18 protein-coding genes are annotated in these 18,585 nt (G+C 36.2%); 14 read left to right on the top strand and 4 right to left on the bottom strand.

Going from position 1 to position 18,585, the window contains the following annotated elements:
• The 3 genes from EWU22_RS10250 to EWU22_RS10260 all read left to right on the top strand — a co-directional run bounded on the left by EWU22_RS10250 (position 1) and on the right by EWU22_RS10260 (position 2,994).
• Positions 1–627, top strand: coding sequence for a glutathione peroxidase (locus EWU22_RS10250; protein ID WP_130925447.1), 627 nt, complete (start codon positions 1–3; stop codon positions 625–627).
• 68 nt (positions 628–695) lie between these two features.
• The gene (gene menA / locus EWU22_RS10255) at positions 696–1,610 is read left to right on the top strand and encodes a 1,4-dihydroxy-2-naphthoate octaprenyltransferase (RefSeq protein WP_130925448.1); all 915 of its coding nucleotides are present in this window, start codon (positions 696–698) and stop codon (positions 1,608–1,610) included.
• 37 nt (positions 1,611–1,647) lie between these two features.
• Positions 1,648–2,994 carry a tetratricopeptide repeat protein gene (locus EWU22_RS10260; protein WP_130925449.1) on the top strand — a complete coding sequence of 449 codons (1,347 nt, stop codon included), beginning with the start codon at positions 1,648–1,650 and terminating at the stop codon, positions 2,992–2,994.
• 2 nt (positions 2,995–2,996) lie between these two features.
• Here EWU22_RS10260 and EWU22_RS10265 read toward each other — a convergent pair whose 3' ends face one another.
• A complete protein-coding gene (locus EWU22_RS10265; protein ID WP_109323234.1) occupies positions 2,997–3,770 on the bottom strand; it encodes an AMP nucleosidase in 774 nt (257 codons plus the stop codon).
• Positions 3,771–3,836: 66 nt separating this feature from the next.
• On the opposite strand from EWU22_RS10265, the gene EWU22_RS10270 reads away from it, so the two are divergent.
• The 4 genes from EWU22_RS10270 to EWU22_RS10285 all read left to right on the top strand — a co-directional run bounded on the left by EWU22_RS10270 (position 3,837) and on the right by EWU22_RS10285 (position 8,316).
• Complete coding sequence (locus EWU22_RS10270) at positions 3,837–4,298, top strand: type I restriction enzyme HsdR N-terminal domain-containing protein (protein WP_130925450.1); 462 nt, start codon at positions 3,837–3,839, stop codon at positions 4,296–4,298.
• Positions 4,295–5,932 (top strand): alkaline phosphatase PafA, encoded by a 1,638-nt coding sequence (pafA, locus tag EWU22_RS10275; protein WP_130925451.1) that lies wholly within the window; start codon positions 4,295–4,297, stop codon positions 5,930–5,932. Before EWU22_RS10270 ends, pafA begins: the two co-directional genes overlap by 4 nt.
• An 86-nt stretch (positions 5,933–6,018) precedes the next feature.
• Positions 6,019–7,332, top strand: a complete 1,314-nt coding sequence (locus EWU22_RS10280) for a UDP-glucose dehydrogenase family protein (protein ID WP_130925452.1) — start codon at positions 6,019–6,021, stop codon at positions 7,330–7,332.
• A 9-nt stretch (positions 7,333–7,341) separates the two neighbouring features.
• Positions 7,342–8,316, top strand: a complete 975-nt coding sequence (locus EWU22_RS10285) for a UDP-glucuronic acid decarboxylase family protein (protein ID WP_130925453.1) — start codon at positions 7,342–7,344, stop codon at positions 8,314–8,316.
• 235 nt (positions 8,317–8,551) lie between these two features.
• Here EWU22_RS10285 and EWU22_RS10290 read toward each other — a convergent pair whose 3' ends face one another.
• A complete protein-coding gene (locus EWU22_RS10290; RefSeq protein WP_130925454.1) occupies positions 8,552–11,860 on the bottom strand; it encodes a TonB-dependent receptor in 3,309 nt (1,102 codons plus the stop codon).
• A gap of 264 nt (positions 11,861–12,124) precedes the next feature.
• Between EWU22_RS10290 and selD the strand changes: the two genes are divergently transcribed.
• From selD to purS, 6 genes are read left to right on the top strand one after another with little or no spacing between them, the layout of a single operon-like run.
• Entirely contained in the window at positions 12,125–13,162 is a 1,038-nt protein-coding gene (selD, locus tag EWU22_RS10295; RefSeq protein WP_130925455.1) for a selenide, water dikinase SelD, read from the top strand.
• Positions 13,163–13,924 (top strand): alpha/beta fold hydrolase, encoded by a 762-nt coding sequence (locus EWU22_RS10300; protein ID WP_109323241.1) that lies wholly within the window; start codon positions 13,163–13,165, stop codon positions 13,922–13,924.
• On the top strand, positions 13,921–14,643 hold the full coding sequence (locus tag EWU22_RS10305; protein ID WP_130925456.1) for an SAM-dependent methyltransferase: 723 nt from the start codon (positions 13,921–13,923) through the stop codon (positions 14,641–14,643). The genes EWU22_RS10300 and EWU22_RS10305 overlap by 4 nt, the downstream gene beginning before the upstream one ends.
• A gap of 23 nt (positions 14,644–14,666) precedes the next feature.
• Complete coding sequence (locus tag EWU22_RS10310; RefSeq protein WP_231962874.1) at positions 14,667–15,308, top strand: MBL fold metallo-hydrolase; 642 nt, start codon at positions 14,667–14,669, stop codon at positions 15,306–15,308.
• 1 nt (position 15,309) lies between these two features.
• A complete protein-coding gene (locus EWU22_RS10315; RefSeq protein ID WP_130925458.1) occupies positions 15,310–16,032 on the top strand; it encodes a CDP-alcohol phosphatidyltransferase family protein in 723 nt (240 codons plus the stop codon).
• Entirely contained in the window at positions 16,029–16,280 is a 252-nt protein-coding gene (gene purS / locus EWU22_RS10320) for a phosphoribosylformylglycinamidine synthase subunit PurS (RefSeq protein WP_109323245.1), read from the top strand. The genes EWU22_RS10315 and purS overlap by 4 nt, the downstream gene beginning before the upstream one ends.
• Before the next feature lie 42 nt (positions 16,281–16,322).
• On the opposite strand, the gene EWU22_RS10325 is transcribed toward purS, so the two are convergent.
• Positions 16,323–16,679, bottom strand: a complete 357-nt coding sequence (locus tag EWU22_RS10325) for a CoA-binding protein (protein WP_130925459.1) — start codon at positions 16,677–16,679, stop codon at positions 16,323–16,325.
• 347 nt (positions 16,680–17,026) lie between these two features.
• Between EWU22_RS10325 and EWU22_RS10330 the strand changes: the two genes are divergently transcribed.
• Positions 17,027–17,596 carry an NUMOD4 domain-containing protein gene (locus tag EWU22_RS10330; RefSeq protein ID WP_130925460.1) on the top strand — a complete coding sequence of 190 codons (570 nt, stop codon included), beginning with the start codon at positions 17,027–17,029 and terminating at the stop codon, positions 17,594–17,596.
• A gap of 34 nt (positions 17,597–17,630) precedes the next feature.
• Here the strand turns inward: EWU22_RS10330 and metF are convergent, their stop codons facing one another.
• Positions 17,631–18,584: a methylenetetrahydrofolate reductase [NAD(P)H] gene (gene metF, locus EWU22_RS10335; RefSeq protein WP_130925461.1), complete on the bottom strand. Its 954-nt coding sequence runs from the start codon at positions 18,582–18,584 to the stop codon at positions 17,631–17,633.
• Position 18,585 lies beyond the last annotated feature (1 nt).

Consider the following 18,585-nt stretch of genomic DNA (forward strand, 5'->3'; position numbering starts at 1 on the left):
ATGAAACGAATTTTAACTTTCTCACTTATATTAATCACTATCGTTATGCTAGTAAATATTGTAAAAATTGGATCCTTATTAACGGCTCTTACATTGCCGTTTACGCAAAACATCATTTTAAATCGCCCAGAAAACGTGGAAACTGTTGTTGCAGCACCGACTTTTCATAATTTCAAAATGAAAGGTATTGATGGCAAGGTTATAGACTTTAGCCAATTTAAAGGTAAGAAAGTAGTGGTATTAAATACCGCTTCTAAATGTGGTTATACACCACAGTATGCTGATTGGGAGAAATTCCATCAAGCTAATAAAGACATTGTTATCTTAGGTTTCCCTGCCAATGAATTTGGGGGTCAAGAACCAGGTAGCAACGAAGAAATTGCGAGTTTTTGCCAAAAAAACTACGGTGTTAGTTTCCAAATGATGGAAAAAGTCGTGGTAAAAGGCGATGGAAAATGTGATTTATACAAATGGCTTACAGATAAAAAAGGTAATGGTTGGAATGAAAAAGAACCAAGCTGGAATTTCTGTAAATATGTCATCAACGAAAAGGGTGAACTAGTTAACTTTTTTGCTTCGGCAATTAAACCTACAAGTCCTGAGTTCCTTCAAGCTTTAGCGAAGTAATTGATTTCTTACATCCCTGAATTATGACCTAATTCAGGGATATTTGTTTCTAATTAATACGAAAATATATGAATCGTTGGGTTGAAGCCGCTAGGCCCCGCACATTACCATTGGCCATAGCAAGTACCATTTTAGGAAATATATTGGCCTATGTAGATGGTCATTTTCTTTGGACTATTGGTGCCTTAGCCATTCTTACGACCCTGCTGCTTCAAATTTTATCCAATTTTGCCAATGATTTGGGGGATACACAAAATGGCGTTGATAATGCCGATAGAAAAGTGGCACTAAGGGCTGTTCAAACTGGGGCCATTAGTCCTTCAGAAATGAAAAAAGCCGTTTATATCAGTGCACTCTTAGCGTTTATTTCGGGCATCAGTCTATTGTATATCAGCCTTCAAACGGCGAGTATTGAAATTATACTTGGATTTTTAGTTTTAGGCATATTGGCAATAGCTGCAGCTATTGCCTATACCGTGGGGAAAAGACCCTATGGATATATGGGATTGGGAGACCTTTCCGTATTTCTATTTTTTGGTTTAGTAGGTACAGTTGGAGTCTATTTCTTACAAACGTTAGAATTCAAATTTGTTACTTTTTTACCAGCAGCAGGTTGTGGATTTATGTCAGTAGCTGTGTTGAATTTGAATAATTTACGTGACCTAGAAAATGACAAAAAACAAGGCAAACTCTCCATTCCTGTTCGTATTGGTAAAACCGCTGGATTTTTATATCAAAAATTCCTTTACATTTTGACCATCTTAAGTTTTGGTCTATTTCCCATGTTAAATCATGGAACCCCTCCTACTTTAATGCAAAGCTCCACCATGCTGGCAGCCTTCATTCCTATAGCCTTATTAGCCAATAAATTACAACCTAGTTTAACGCCAACACAAATAGATCCATATTTAAAAAAAACAGCTTTAATTACCTTATGGCTAATTTTAGTATTTGGCTTTACTCAAATTTTTCTTAGCGAGTGATTTCCCTTATTTTTACAGTATAAATTTAAATTTAACCATGAAGTGGACTTCTCTGGCTATTGCCTGCTTACTACTTATTTCTAATTCAGTTTTGGCTCAAGAAGGCGTCAATTACATGGAATTAGGTTTAACTCAAAACAAAACTGGTAATTATGCTGAGGCATTGCGAAACTTCAGTATTGAAATAGAGAAAAACACAGCTAATCCCAATCCTATTGCTTTTTATAACCGAGGCTTTGCTAAATATAATTTAAAGGATTTCAGAGGAGCTATTTTGGATTTCGAAAAAGCGATTGAATTAAAATCCACGTATTACGAGGCATTCATTGCCCGCGGTCAAAGTTATAGTAAGCAAGACAATCACAAGATTGCTATTCAGGATTACAATGAAGCGATTCGCTTAAACCCATTAGAAGCTACCGCTTATTATTCTAGAGGCTTATCAAAAAGTAAATTAGAAAACTACCGAGGAGGTTTATCAGACTTCAACAAATCCTTGGAATTAAACCCAGAATATGCTCCATGCTTGGCTGCTAGAGGAGATTGCAAAGTTAAATTAGGAGAATTTGCTAGTAGTATAGAGGATTACAGCAAAGCCATTGAAATTAGCCCTAAAAGATCTACGTATTATTCTGGAAGAGGATTTGCCAAAATGAAATTAAATGATTTTGCCAATGCCTTAAAGGATTTCAATGAGGCATTAAAAATCAGTCCAGATGAAGCCAATGATTGGTATTATTCAGGATTTTGCAAAACGCAATTGGAAAATTTTCGAGGAGAAAATGGAGAAAAAGGTGCTTTAGAAGATTTCAACAAAGCTTTAGAATTAGAACCTGCTAAAGTAGAAGCATTCTATGGCCGTGGTTTTGTTAAATCTAAACTAGGAGATCAACGTGGTGCCATAGAGGATTATACCAAAGCTGTGGATATGGGAAATTTAGATAATGCTAAAATTCTTTACACGGCCAAAATGAATAAAGCCGTATTAGATGAATTACGTAATTCAGTTCAGGATAAAATCAAAATAGCCGAATTCACTACTGAACGTGCTGAAATATATTTCAACAGAGGCTTGGCCAAATCAAAATCGGGTGATCCTAAACAAGCCATGGAAGATTATAATCGGGCAATTTCCTTAAATCCCATTTATGCTGATGCCTATTTCATGAGAGCCATGGCCAAATCCAATGTGGGAGATCAACGTAATGCCATTCAAGATTGCAGTAATGCCATAAAATTGAATGCCAAATACGCAGAAGCTTATTTTGTCAGAGGAATCATCAAATTAGCCTTAGCGGACACCACAGGATGTTTGGATTTAAGCAAATCAGGAGAATTAGGATACAATCCCTCCTTCCAAGTTATCCGAGATTTCTGTAACTAATTTTACTCGAAACGTAAGTGTTTAACCGATTCACCTGAAGATGCTAATTCTTCCAGGGCATCTATACCTATTTGAAGGTGTAGATTAACATAATTATCTGTAACTTTTTTATCACTCACATCTGTCTTCACTCCATCTGGAGTCATCGGATTATCTGACACTAACAAGAGTGCTCCACGTGGAATTTTATTCACAAATCCTACGGTAAAAATTGTTGCCGTTTCCATGTCGATGCACATGGCACGGATATCCGATAAATACTTTTTAAATTCTTCATCATGCTCCCACACGCGACGATTCGTGGTGTAAATCAAACCTGTCCAATAATCTTTTTCGTGTTTCTTGATCATGGAAGAAACGGAACGTTGTAAGCGAAATGATGGTAAAGCCGGTATCTCCTTGGGCATATATTCATCGGAAGTACCTTCCCCTCTAACGGCTGCAATGGGAAGAATTAAATCTCCCAAAGCGAGGTTCTTTTTCAGTCCACCACATTTACCCAAAAACAATACAGCTTTAGGAGAAATGGCGGAAAGAATATCCATCACGGTAGCAGCCATAGGAGAACCCATTCCAAAATTAATGATGGTGATATTATCTGCCGTTGCCGTTTGCATAGGACGATCTTGTCCCAATATCTCTACGTCAAATTTTTGTGCAAACATATCGACGTAATTCTTGAAATTGGTTAATAATATATACTGACCAAATTTTTCCAAGGGTGTACCTGTGTAGCGAGGTAACCAATTTTGTACAATTTCTTCTTTAGTTTTCATGAAAAGAGCTAGTTCGTGATGAAATTAATCTACAAATAGATTAATTTAGAGTTTGTGTAATGGCCTATGATGCAACCTATAGCTGACCTGACGCTGCAGTTTCCCCCTTATGATTACAAATTAAAAAAAAAGGATGGAAAACTCTATATTTTTGACCCTATTGCCAAAAAATATAGGCTACTTTCTCCAGAAGAATGGGTGCGTCAGCACTGCTTGCAGTACATTACGAATCACTTGCAGTATCCAAGTGGAATGATTCAAATTGAAGGAGGCATTATTGTTAATCAGTTACAAAGAAGAAGTGATATTCAAATATTTGCTAAGGATGGGACTGTTTTTATGGTGATTGAATGTAAAGCACCTCATGTTAAGCTCACAGAAATTACTTGGCAGCAAATTAGTCAATATCAAAAACAGATAAACTCCAAATATTTAGTGCTTACTAATGGACTGGAAACCAAACTATTAGAAATAGATTTATTACACCAAAAAACGAATACATTAACACATTTTCCTATTTATTCATGAAAAAAACGACACAAGTATTTGCCTATTTAATCATTAGCCTACTTAGTTTTAGTACAACTTGGGCTCAAAACAAATCCAAAACATTAGCTAAAAGACCTGCATTGGTAGTAGGAATTGTAGTAGATCAAATGCGTTATGATTATTTATATAAATATCAAGATCGATATAGCGACAATGGCTTTAAGCGCTTGATGCGAGAAGGCTTAAACTGCCAAGATAATCATTATAACTATGCTCCTACTGTTACAGCCGCTGGACATGCTAGTGTATATACAGGAACAGTGCCTGCGGTTCATGGCATTGTTGGAAATGATTGGACAGATGTAGCCACTGGAAAAAAGGTATATTGTACAGAAGACAGTACAGTTACTACGGTAGGAACTACAGGTAAAACAGGGTTTATGTCACCCAAAAATCTTTGGACCAGCACCATTACTGATCAATTACGTATTTCTCAAAATTTCCGTTCAAAAACCATTGCCATTGCCTTAAAAGATCGTGGTGCTATTTTACCAGGTGGTCATACAGCTAATGGTTCTTATTGGTATGATTCAAAAGAAGGCCGTTGGATTACTTCCACGTTTTACATGAAAGAATTACCGAGCTGGGTTCAGAAATTCAATGCCGAAGAAAAAGCACTTAAATATGTCAAACAAGGGTGGAATACCTTATATCCCATTGATACATATGTTCAAAGTGCAGAAGACAATTTGCCTTTTGAAGGAAAACTACCTTCGGAAAAAACACCTACTTTCCCACATGCATTAGAAGGACCTAATCCATTAGAAATCATTCGTTCTACACCATATGGTAATTCGATTACGAAAGATTTTGCATTAAAGGCTATTGAGGAAGAAAAATTGGGCCAAAACAATAACACTGACTTTTTAGCAGTTAGCTTTTCTTCAACTGATTATGTAGGTCACGCTTTTGGACCACAATCCATCGAATTGGAAGATACGTATTTACGTTTGGACCGAGATATTGCTGAATTATTGAGCTATTTGGATAAGCAATTTGGTAAAGATCGAGTATTGGTGTTTTTAACTGCTGACCATGCCGTAGCTGAGGTTCCAGGATACTTACAATCGAAAAAAATGCCAGGTGGTGTATTTGAGGCGAATAAAGCATTAACAGAGGCGAAAAGTGCCTTGCAAAAAGAGTTTGGCTCTGATAAATTAATTATTGGAAGTGAAAACTCGCAATTTTACATTGATCATTCTTTGGTGGAAAAATTAGCCATCAATCGTAAAAAATTACACCAAGTTATTTTAGCAGCTTATTCTAAAATTGAGGGTACATCCACCATCATTGATATGCAAGATGTTGCGAATAGTACCTTAATTCAACCCTATAAAGATTTGGTTACGAATGGCTATAATCCAGCTCGCAGTGGCGATTTCATGATATTATTAAAACCACAATGGTTCATGGGTGGAAAGACGGGAACAACGCATAGTACACTTTATGCTTATGATACTCATGTACCCTTATTGTTTTATGGTTGGAAGGTGAAACCACAAGAACTCAGTAGCAGAACGAGCATAAGTGACATTTCTACCACCTTAGCTAATTGGTTAGGTTGCATGGAGCCGTCAGGAAGTATTGGTAAAATTATACCGATAGCTAAATAAGTTTTGATATTCCAATTCAATTATAAATTTTATAAGAAAAATGGCTAATTTTGAGCCAAATTTTTGAACTAAATAAAGATTAACCCATGAAAATTGCGGTAGTAGGAACGGGATATGTTGGCCTTGTCACAGGAACATGTTTTTCAGAAACAGGTAACCACGTCACATGTGTAGATATCAATGAGGCTAAGATTAATCAAATGAAAGCGGGTATAGTACCCATTTATGAACCAGGTTTGGAAGATTTATTTCACCGCAATGTGGAAGAAGGTCGATTAAACTTTACCACTTCATTGGTAGAAGGAATTGAAGGAGCCAAAGTAATCTTTTTGGCACTTCCAACCCCTCCAGGAGAAGATGGTTCAGCAGATTTGAAATACATATTACAAGTAGCTAATGATTTAGGTCCTTTATTAAAAGAATATACAGTCATTATTGATAAAAGTACAGTTCCTGTTGGAACATCTGAATTGGTCAAAAATGCTATTGCTCAACATGCCAAAGTGCCATTTGATGTGGTATCAAATCCAGAATTTTTACGCGAAGGAGTGGCAGTAGAAGATTTTATGAAACCAGACCGCGTGGTGATTGGAACAGAATCAGACAGAGCCAAGGAATTAATGACCAAATTATATGCTCCCTTAGTACGTCAAGGAAATCCAATCATTTTTATGGATGAACGCTCTGCGGAGATGACCAAATATGCTGCTAATGCATTTTTAGCTACCAAAATCACCTTTATGAATGAAATTGCCAATTTGTGTGAATTGGTAGGAGCCAATGTGGACGATATTCGTAGAGGTATTGGTACCGATTCTCGGATTGGTAAGCGCTTTTTGTTTGCGGGTATAGGATATGGAGGAAGTTGTTTTCCGAAAGATGTTCAAGCTCTGGCAAAAACATCCGAAGAGAATAATTATAAATTCCATATTTTGGATAGTGTCATGCGGGTTAATGAAAACCAAAAGACTAAATTATTACCTCAAGTACGTCAGTATTTCAACCATGATTTAGCTGGTAAAACCATTGCCATTTGGGGATTGGCATTTAAGCCATATACCGATGATATTCGTGAAGCTCCTGCCTTATATAACATTGAAGCGTTGTTGGAGGCGGGATGTACCATTAAAGCGTATGATCCAGAAGCTATGCCAAACGTTCAGGCTCTATTAGGAGACAGCGTTCAGTTTTGTAAAAATCCTTATGAGGCCTTGGAAGAAGCTGATGCACTGTTAATTGTCACAGAATGGCCTCAATTCCGTACTCCTGATTTCGAGAAGATGGATTCATTACTTAAAAATAAAGTCATTTTTGATGGCAGAAATTTATATGAATTATCTCAAATGAAGGAATTAGGATATACTTATTATTCGATTGGCCGTCAAACCATATTATCATAAATCATTGAAATGAAAAGAGTATTAATAACTGGAGGAGCTGGATTTTTAGGATCGCATCTTTGTGATCGTTTTATCAAAGAAGGTTTTCATGTGATTGCCATGGATAATTTAATCACGGGCGATTTGAAAAACATTGAGCACCTTTTTAAGCTTCCCAATTTTGAATTTTATCATCATGATGTATCTAAGTTCATCCACGTACCCGGTGAATTAGATTATATTCTTCATTTTGCTTCACCTGCCTCCCCAATTGATTATTTAAAAATCCCCATTCAAACCTTAAAAGTAGGTTCTTTGGGAATTCATAATTGTTTGGGATTAGCCCGTGTCAAAAATGCCCGTGTACTGATTGCCTCTACTTCCGAAGTTTATGGAGATCCTTTGGTTCATCCTCAAACAGAAGAGTATTGGGGAAATGTGAACCCAGTTGGTCCAAGAGGTGTCTATGACGAAGCTAAGCGCTTTCAAGAGGCTATGACCATGGCATATCACACCTATCATGGTGTTGAAACAAGAATTGTACGTATTTTCAATACCTATGGGCCAAGAATGCGTCTGAATGACGGTCGTGTTTTACCTGCATTTATTGGTCAAGCCTTACGTGGAGAAGATTTAACCATGTTTGGTGATGGCTCTCAAACTAGAGCTTTTTGCTATGTAGATGATTTGGTTGAAGGAATATACCGTTTATTGCTCAGTGATTATGCCCAACCAGTGAATATTGGTAATCCAGATGAAATCACCATCAAAGAGTTTGGAGAAGAAATTATCAAATTAACTGGAACAAGTCAGAAATTAATTTCACTTCCTTTGCCTACGGATGATCCCAAGCAAAGAAAACCAGATATTACCAAAGCAAAAGCTATATTATGCTGGGAGCCCAAGGTTTCTAGAGCTGAAGGATTAAAAATCACCTATGAATATTTCAAATCATTAAGTCAAGATGACTTACATCGATTAGCACATCATAAGGAGTTTAAATAAAATCTAAAAATAACATTGAAAGTAAAAGCCAGCAATTGCTGGCTTTTTTTTGTCCAATATTTATCTAGAACTTGATAAGAAGAATTGAATTAAAATAAAATTATTTTCAAAATCGTTATCAACGCACAACGCTGTCAAGGTTCGGAACCTTGCCAGCGTGAGAAAAATGCGTTGAAAACAAAACAGGCTGCCCAATGGGCAGCCTGTTTTAACATATTGAAATTGTATATTTCGACTATTCGAAGATATAACGAATACCCAATTGAGCTTGCCAAACATTATTTACGTTGATTGATTTCACGAATGAATCACGTAATAAAATTGTTTCGTTTGCTCCTGAAGCATTTTGAATAACTTGAGTACCCATTTGGTAAGTAACAGTACCATTAGATGCTGTAGTGAAACGCAATGGGTTAGCATTCGTTGGAACCCAACCTACACCCCAAGTATTATCAATTAAGTTACCTACGTTCAAGATATCAGCACGTAAACGGATGATATTTCTTTTGTTTTTACCCGTCTTGATATGAAAATCTTGCTCAACAGTAAAGTCGAAACGAGTTAACCAAGGAGAATAAGCACCGTTACGCTCAGCATACATTCCACGACGATTTTTCAAATAATCGTTTCCATCGATAAAAGTATCAAAAGCAGCAGCTTGCTCAGCAGCTGAATAAGTACGTCCATTGATAGTTTGAGGAGTGAAAGTCAAATCAGAGCCTTTGTAAGGAACAAAAATCAAGTCATTCGTTTGACCATCACCATTGAAGTCAGCACCGAATGTATATGATTGACGGTAACCTGAAGATGAAACTGCACCTAAAGTAAACATAGTAGATCCACCTAATTTACCACCATAATTCAAACGATAGTTAACAAATCCTACAAAACGGTGACGCAAGTCGTTATCTGAATAAGAAGTACCCAAATAGTTTTGACCATATTCTGTAGCAATGTTAGCTTGTACAGTAGAACCAACAGATTGAATATCCTTAGCAACTGCATAAGTATAACCTAACATTCCACCAAAACCATCTACAGTTGGTTTCTCTAATTTAGCAGTGAAAGAGTAAGACTCTCCTTTATCTGTATTAGTTAACACGAATACGTTTGTAGTAGCTGCATTGATGAAACGACCCGCTGTAGCAAAACGGCTACGAGTATCTGGACCTACAAAGTTAGCCGTTGGTGCTTTTAAGTTAGCATCAATGTAACGCAATGAGTTAAGGTTTTTATTATAAATAGCCTCTAATGTTCCAACTAAGCCCCAAGGTAATTTCTTATCAACAGCAAAGTTAGTTTTCCAAATCATTGGGTTTTTCAAATCTTCTGTTGAAGCATTTACTACATAAGCTGGCAATTTATTGATGTCAGTAGTAGCTGGCTTGTAAACAGTTGGATTCATCGTAAATGGATAAGCAGTTGTGTTTGAAGCAGAAATAACCGCTGTATTAACACCATTGTTACCCAATTGGTTAGAAACCAATACTTGAGGAATTCTTGATACGAAGAAACCTGTACCACCACGAATTTGTAGAGATTTGTCACCATTTACATCATAGTTAAATCCAATACGTGGAGAAACCAATAATTTAGCTGGAGGAAATGCTCCTGTGTTTACTTTCAAATCATTGCCATTTTCATCTTTGTAAGTCAAACCTGCAACAACTGGATTATAAAAATCCTTCGAAGTTGAATTATCATAAGAGAATAAGTCAAAACGTACACCACCAGTAACTTTAAATTTGTCAGACACTTGGAATTCATCTTGTAAATAAGCTGAATAAGTCGAAACTTTCAATTGCTGTAATGGCTCAGCACCATCTGGCAACAAAGAGTAACGGTAGTTAAAACGAGGCATCACTACTGGAGAAACAGCCAAATTTGGATTGGCTTTGTAAGCTAAAGCAGCAGTTTTGAAATCAGCGATTGAGTTAAAAACATAGACACCGTTCGATGATGGGAAGAACACGTTATTTGACACAAAATACTCATAACTTAATCCGAATGTGAACGTATGTTTATCATTGAAATAAGTCAAGTTGTTAGTAAAATTCAAAGTAGAATAATTCAACTTGTTGTTTGGAGTAAATGGATCCATACCTAAAGATGTATAGGTAGAACCATCTTTTAAGATATCAATCGTTGGGAACAAAGCCGTTTGAGCTCTATCTTCAATTTGCTTATTGTATGTAGCAATGAAGTTGTTAGCAAATTTTGAATTAATAGTAGAGTTTAACTCAGCTACGATAGAACGTGTGTTATCTTGAATGATATAACCTGTATTCTGTGGAGATAAAGCTAACGAAGAGTTAGTACGGTTACCATTTCCAGCAGTATTACTACTATTTGAATTAGAGATAGTAACTCCTGAATCTGAATCATGTTGAGAGTAACGAATCGTTAACTTATTGTTGTTATTGATGTTATAATCCAAACGCAATAAACCTTTTTTAGAATTAACTTCATTATTAAAATTATCAATTGCACCGATTTCATAATTGAAATTAGTCTTCATGAAATTTCCTAAATCTTCAATATCAGAGGCCAATACACGAGATACGTTACCTGTAGCACCCGGACGATTAGCCGACCAGTTTAATGCTGGAGTAGAACTCTTGAATTCTTCGTAGTTAGCAAAGAAGAATAATTTATCCTTAATCAAAGGACCTCCTACACGAAATCCAGTTGTTTTCTCAGAAATATTTACTGGAGGCAAATCTTTACCATCAGCTTTCTTTCCTACTAAATCACTATTTCTAAAAATATGATATGCTGAACCAGTAAAATCATTAGTTCCTGAACGAGTCACGGCATTGATACCAGCTCCTGCAAAACCTGATTGACGAACATCAAATGGAGCAATATTGATTTGAATCTGCTCAATTGCATCTAATGAAACGGCCGTTGTACTAGTACGACCACCTGCTTGAGATGAACTACCTAAACCAAAACCATTATTGAATACCGAACCATCAATAGTGAAGTTATTGAAACGAGAATCTTGTCCTGCAAATGAACGTCCGTTACTATATGCGTTATACTTAGTAATATCGTCAATGGTACGACCAATCGTTGGTAATCCATTGATGGTTTCTGTAGCAAATGAAGTAGCAGCTCCTGTTCTATTCGAACTAAATAGATCTGAACGTGAAGATTTTACTACAACTTCTTGTAATTGCTGACCTTCTTCTTCTAACTTGAAACTTACGTTAGTAGAAGTTCCTAAACTAGTAAATAAATTGTCTTTAACTTGTTCTTTGTAACCTACAAAAGTTACTTTTAGAACAAATGGTCCACCCACACGAACACCAATGAGGGTATAACGACCAGCGGCATTGGTGGCTACTCCATACTTGGTACCTGATGGAGTGTGCACAGCTAAAACGCTAGCACCTGGCAAAACTTCTCCTTTAGCATCGGTAACCGTACCGGTAAAAGAAGAGCTAGTAACTTGAGCAAATAGCTGCCCAATCGGCAATGCCATCAAAAGCGCAAAAAACGCCCCCAATAACACAGAACGAGTAATAAATCTTTTCTGCATAAATTTGGAATTTAGTTATAATTGTGTTGAAAGATATTTACACAAAATAAATGGAAAAAATCAAATACTACAACTGTTTGACAAAAGTCATTTCTCGGAAAATTGCACTAATCAACTGATAATTAGAACTTATAAGGCATTTTCTGTAATTATATACATGAATATGGTCATCTAATTGTACTATTTTGGCTTAAATCTTAACACAAACTTAATTTTTAATTATTTAAAGAATATTTTTGTACCACTCATTTAAAAATATAGACATTGGACACTAGCATAAAATTGACCTCATTTTCCCATGGAGCAGGTTGCGGATGTAAAATTTCACCTCAAATTTTAGATCAAATTTTACATACGGATACTCCAAAAAAAAATCATCCCCTCCTTTTAGTTGGAAATGAAAGTAGGGATGACGCTGCTGTATTTGATTGGCAAAATGGAGAAGCTGTCATTTCCACCACGGATTTTTTCATGCCCATTGTTGATGATCCATTTGATTTTGGGAAAATTGCTGCCACCAATGCTATTTCAGATATTTATGCCATGGGAGGTTCTCCTCTAATGGCTATCGCAATTTTAGGATGGCCTATTGACAAATTAGCTCCAGAGATTGCTAAAAAAGTGTTGGAAGGTGGGCGTGCTGCTTGTGCTGAAGCCGGAATTCCTCTAGCAGGAGGTCATTCCATCGATTCTCCTGAACCAATTTTTGGTTTAGCAGTAACAGGTAAAGTTAAAAAGGAACATTTAAAGCAAAACGATCAAGCTACGGACAATTGCCTATTGTATTTAACCAAACCATTAGGTGTAGGTATTTTATCTACTGCTCAAAAAAGAGGCATAGTGAGCCCCGAGGACCTAGCAATAGCTGTCAAACAAATGAGTACACTCAATCACTTGGGTGAAAAACTAGGGCCATTGGAATATGTCAAATCATTAACTGACGTAACAGGTTTTGGCTTAATGGGTCATTTAGTGGAAATGTGCGATGGATCAAAAGTCAGTGCCCAATTGTATTTTGATAAAATTCCGACCTTACCACAGATTGGTCATTATTTAGAGCAAAAATGTTTTCCAGGTGGAACATCCAGAAATTGGGCTAGTTATGGACATCGAGTTGAAGAAGGTATTTCTGAATTTCAACAACTCATTGGTGCTGATCCACAAACTTCTGGTGGACTATTGATTGCAGTCGACAAGAATTTTCAATCTGAATTTGAATCATTTGCAAAAGCACAAGGTTTCTCATTAGATTTTATTGGGAAAACAATAAAACAACAAGAAAAGGCTATTTATATTCAATAAATGAAATTATACTTTAGAAAAGTGGGAGAACAAGGACCTTCTCTCATTATACTTCATGGCATTTTTGGTTCATCCGACAATTGGTTAGGAATTGCTAAAGTACTTGCTGACCAATTCCAAGTTTATTTAGTGGATCAAAGAAATCATGGCCAATCACCATGGTCAGATGAATTTGATTACCAAGTTATGTCTGAAGATTTATTGGAGTTTATTCAAGAACATCAATTGGTTAAACCCATTATCTTAGGACACTCAATGGGTGGTAAAGTGGTCATGCAATTTGCCTTAAACCATCCTGATATAGCTCAAAAGATGATTGTAGTGGACATTGCTCCCAAATTCTACCCAGTACATCATACCGCCATTTTGGAAGGCTTAAATAGCCTAGATTTGAAAAATTTGGCAAGTAGAACAGAAGCCAATGAACATTTAAAGCGATTTGAGGAAAAAGAAGGAGTTCGTCAGTTTTTATTAAAAAACTTGTACAGAAATGATCAACAAGAATTCGCTTGGAGAATTAATGTCAAGGTAATCACTAAAAATATCGATGTGGTAGGACATGAACTTTGGGTTAAAAACTCAGTCAACATTCCTGCCTATTTCATCAAAGGGGCAGAATCACATTATATCCAGCCAGAAGATGAGCGCTATATTGCTGAAATTTTCCCCAACTTTGAACTGATTGAAGTCCCTCAGGCAGGTCACTGGGTTCAGGCAGACCAACCAGAGGCTTTTGTTGAAGTCTTACGAAGTATTTTATGAAAATCTATTTGATTCCTTGTCCTATCGCTGAAAATACCGCCACTCAAGTGTTAGCACCTGAGGTTAGTCAAGCCATATTGTCATGTCAGCATTTTTTGGTTGAAAATATTCGCACGGCACGGAGATTTATCAGCGAGTTAAAACTAGGGATCAAGATTGAAGATTTAGTTTTTGAAGTATTAGATAAAGATAGTAGTGCTTCTACCATTGAAAAATTCATTCAGACACAAGTACAAGCGAATCATTCCATTGGTATCATTTCAGAAGCAGGTTGTCCAGGCATTGCCGATCCTGGAGCATTAGCGGTATCCATTGCACATCAACTACAAATTGAAGTTGTTTCATTGGTTGGTCCATCTTCTATCCTATTGGCCTTAATGGCTTCAGGTTTTTCTGGACAAAGTTTTTGTTTTCATGGCTATTTGCCCATTGATAAAAATGCTCGAATGAAAAAAATAGAGCAATTACAAAAAGAAGTTGACAAATCCGGACAAACTCAACTATTCATTGAAACGCCCTATCGAAACAATGCCTTATTAGAGGATTTATTGCAGATTTGCCCCAAATACCAATTAATCTGTATTGGATGCGATATTCAAGCCCCAACAGGGTTCATACAAACTAAAACGACAGAAACATGGGCTAAACTTCCTCCTGATTTGCATAAAAAACCCTGCTTATTCTTATTAGGTCAACATCAATTTACAGGAAATAAGTAATTTGCATTCAAAACAAGTCATTCGTGGTATATAAAGAAGTTTTTACGTTCAACCCATTTCAAGAAAACACCTATTTGCTTTGGGATGATGAAGGAAATGGAATCATTTTTGACCCAGGTTGCCACAATTATGAGGAAAGAAAAATAATTACTGAGTTTATTGAATCAAAGAGAATCCAATTGAAGTATTGCCTTAATACACATGCGCACATTGACCATGTGATGGGGGTTCATTATATCAAAGAGCATTTTAAGGTTCCTTTCGCCTTACATCCCAAAGATTTACCTTTATTAAATGATGCAGCCAATAGAGCGGCAGTATATGGTTTTCCTGCCTTCCAAGCAGTGGAAGTTGACCGCTTTCTCGTGGACAATGAAATCATTGAAATAGGAGAAATGAAGCTTAAAGTTTTATTTGTTCCGGGTCATGCACCTGGACATGTAGCCTTTTATTTGGAAGAACAAGGCTGGCTCATCGATGGAGATGTATTATTTAGAAGAAGCATTGGAAGAACTGATTTTCCCTTGTGCAATCATGCGGACTTAGTCAACAGCATTCAAAATGAATTATATGTATTACCAGAGGAAACTGAAGTTTTTCCTGGTCATGGAGGAAGTACCACCATTGGAATAGAGAAAATTCAAAATCCATTTGTTAGAGCATAAGATGTCAATCAAAAAAGAAATCCCCAATACCTTAACCCTTGGCAATTTATTGTCAGGCTGTTTTGGTCTCTATTTTGTTATGCAAGGGCATGTATTATGGGCCTCCTACTGTATTCTAATTTCACTTATATTTGATTTCTTGGATGGCTTTTTAGCTAGATTATTGCATGCATATTCGGAAATAGGCAAAGAACTTGATTCCTTAGCCGATATGGTTTCCTTTGGTGTATTACCTGCGTTTATGCTATTTCATTTAGTAGAAGCTAGTTGTGGAACACAATGCTCGGTTGGATTATTTGGCTTTTATAAACCATTTATCGTTTTTTCTTTGGCTATATTTTCCTCCTATCGTTTGGCCAAATTCAATGTGGATACCCGACAAAGTGATCAATTTATTGGTGTTCCTACTCCAGCCAATGGGATTGTGATTGCTGCTTTACCACTCATTTTGGAATTTCAACCGGAGTTCAGTGAATACGTACTTAATTTTAAGGGCTTATTGATCTATTCTGTTTTCATGAGCTATTTACTCGTTTGTGAATTGCCCTTAATGGCCTTTAAGTTTAAAACTTGGGATTGGAAAAGCAATCAAATTAAATTCATTTTCCTAGTTTTTTGTGTTGCTGGACTGATTTTCCTTAAATTTGCAGCATTGCCACTGTTAGTAGCATCCTATATTCTCCTTTCAGGAGTTCTTTACATACTTAATACCCAAAAAAAATGAAATTTTTAGCTGAAATTAATGTAATGCCTCAAAAAGAAATCCTTGATCCACAAGGTAAAGCTGTGCGTATCGGTTTACAAAACTTAGATATACATCAGGTAGCTGATGTGCGTATTGGCAAACATATTCAGCTGCAAATAGAAGCTAGTTCAGAGGCAGAGGCCAATGACATTGTAACCAATGCATGTAAGAAATTACTTGCGAACTTGATTATGGAAGAATTTGACTTCGTATTGAAGGCCATCTAAATAAAGTCGGTATCTGTTGGGATACAAACTAACAGATACCTATTAAAATTGCCCTGTTTGCAATAATACCAAGGTACAGGCTTCATCTGTCTCTATCCCCTCTTCTTCCAGGCTCGTCCTCAGCTTTTCATTTTCCGTACCTGGATTAAATATTACTCTTCTTGGTTTTAGTTTTCTAAGGTAGTCCAATAAGCCATTTTGATTTTGTGGACCTACGTATAAAGTGACCGTATCTACGTTTTCTTCTATCCAATCAATGGGATGGATCTTTGTTCCCAATAATTCTCCATTTTTTATTCCTACCAATACAATTTCATGCCCTTTATTATGCAGCATATGAGCCGCTAAATAGGCGTAACGTTGAGGGTTGATGGAGGCTCCGTAAATTAAAACTTTCATGAATTATGATAAAGTTAAGGCTATGTTTTATTATTCTTTTAGAACCTAGTTTAGTTGAATAAAGTTCTTGATTTACTAAATCAATGCCAAATTGAATTAATAATCACCTTCCAGAAATTAGCTAAAAAATTACTTTCAAGGATCAAATTCAATCATTTTGAAAGCTAAATAGAAATTCCTAAACCATTGCTAAATCGAATAAAAACCACTCATACCTTTTTTGAAATAAAGATTCAGAATATTTAACAATTTTGAATGAAGTTTTTCGTTTTGACCTAAACTTTCGCAATTCAAAGAATATATTTAAATTGCAAAACTACCCGTTCTATAATAAGTACTTTAATTCTATGACCGCCTTAAAAAACTATTGGAATGAGCAATGGAAGCGCATTCCGTTCCCCGAATTTGATAATCAAATTCATTATGAAATCTCTAATTACGGCCGAGTAAAAAGCTTTCAGAATAATCCCGAGGGTGATCTGATTCAAGGTTCAATGATTCAGGGATATCGTTCTCTCAATATTCGATTTCAGCAAAAATCTGCGAATCGCTATATCCACAAATTAGTGGCTGAATGTTTTGTTGAGAAAAAAGAAGAATCCGACAATTTTGTGTTGCATTTGGATCATGACAAAATGAATAATCGAGCTGAAAATCTAGTTTGGGGAAATCGAAGTCTAGTCACAGCACACAATAAAAATAATCCAAGTGTGATTAATCGTCAAATTCCGAAAAGAACCAAGAATTATAAGCTGACGGAAAGCAAAGTATTGATGATTAAAAAAATGTTAAAATCGGAGAAAAGTCGATTTAAAATGATTGCTAAGCAATTCGGCATTACACATACTCAGCTTAACCGGATTCGTTCAGGTGAAAACTGGAAACATGTCAAGCTAGAAGAAACAGGAGTCTTGTAAATAAAAAAGAGCGATTTTTCAATCGCTCTTTTTACTAAAATAATGCCGAAGCGATGGATCGGACACTATCCGATTTACTCATAGTATAAAAATGTAAAGCTGGAACACCCGCTTCGATTAATTCTTTTCCTTGCTGAATTGCCCATTCTATTCCAGCTTGTTTGATACCTGCTGAATTTGTTGCAGCCAATACTGCTTTTGATAGATCGTTTGGAATTTCTAAATGAAATATCGCTGGTAATACCTCCAATTGCTTAACAGTAGCTAATGGTTTTATTCCTGGTATAATAGGTACATTAATTCCTACGGCCCGACAAGCCTTCACAAAATCAAAGTATTTTTGATTATCAAAAAACATTTGGGTTACTACATAATCCGCCCCAGCATCCACCTTTTGTTTTAAATACTGTAGATCTGTTTCTAAGGAAACGGCTTCAAAATGTTTCTCAGGATAGGCCGCTACACCTACACAAAAGTTTGTTGGGAATGATTCCGTTTCTTCATAAAGTAATTGTCCCTTATTCATTCGACATATCTGTTCCACCAATTCATTGGCATAAGCATGTCCTCCTAATTTAGGAATAAATCGATCTTCTCCTTTTTCTTGGTCACCACGTAAGGCTAAAACATTTTCAATTCCTAAATAATGTAAGTCAATCAAAAAATCCTCTGTCTCCTCTTGGGTAAATCCTCCACAAATAACGTGAGGAACCGCTTCTACTTTGAACTTTTGCATCAAAGCAGCACAGATTCCTAAGGTTCCTGGACGTTTACGAATAGGAATTCTTTTCAATTCCCCGTTCACCTCTTTCTCTATGAATTCTTCACGGTGGTAGGTAACTTCTATAAAGGGTGGCTTAAATTCCATCAATGGCTCAATATGCCCCATTAACTCCCCTAAATGCTGTCCTTTAACAGGAGGAATGATTTCTATGGAAAATAAGGTTTTACCTCCTGAATTCTTAAAATACTCAGTAATTTTAGTCATA

Origin of the sequence: Aquirufa nivalisilvae (assembly GCF_004307455.1) — a bacterium.
GTDB classification, from domain to species: Bacteria; Bacteroidota; Bacteroidia; order Cytophagales; family Spirosomataceae; genus Aquirufa; species Aquirufa nivalisilvae.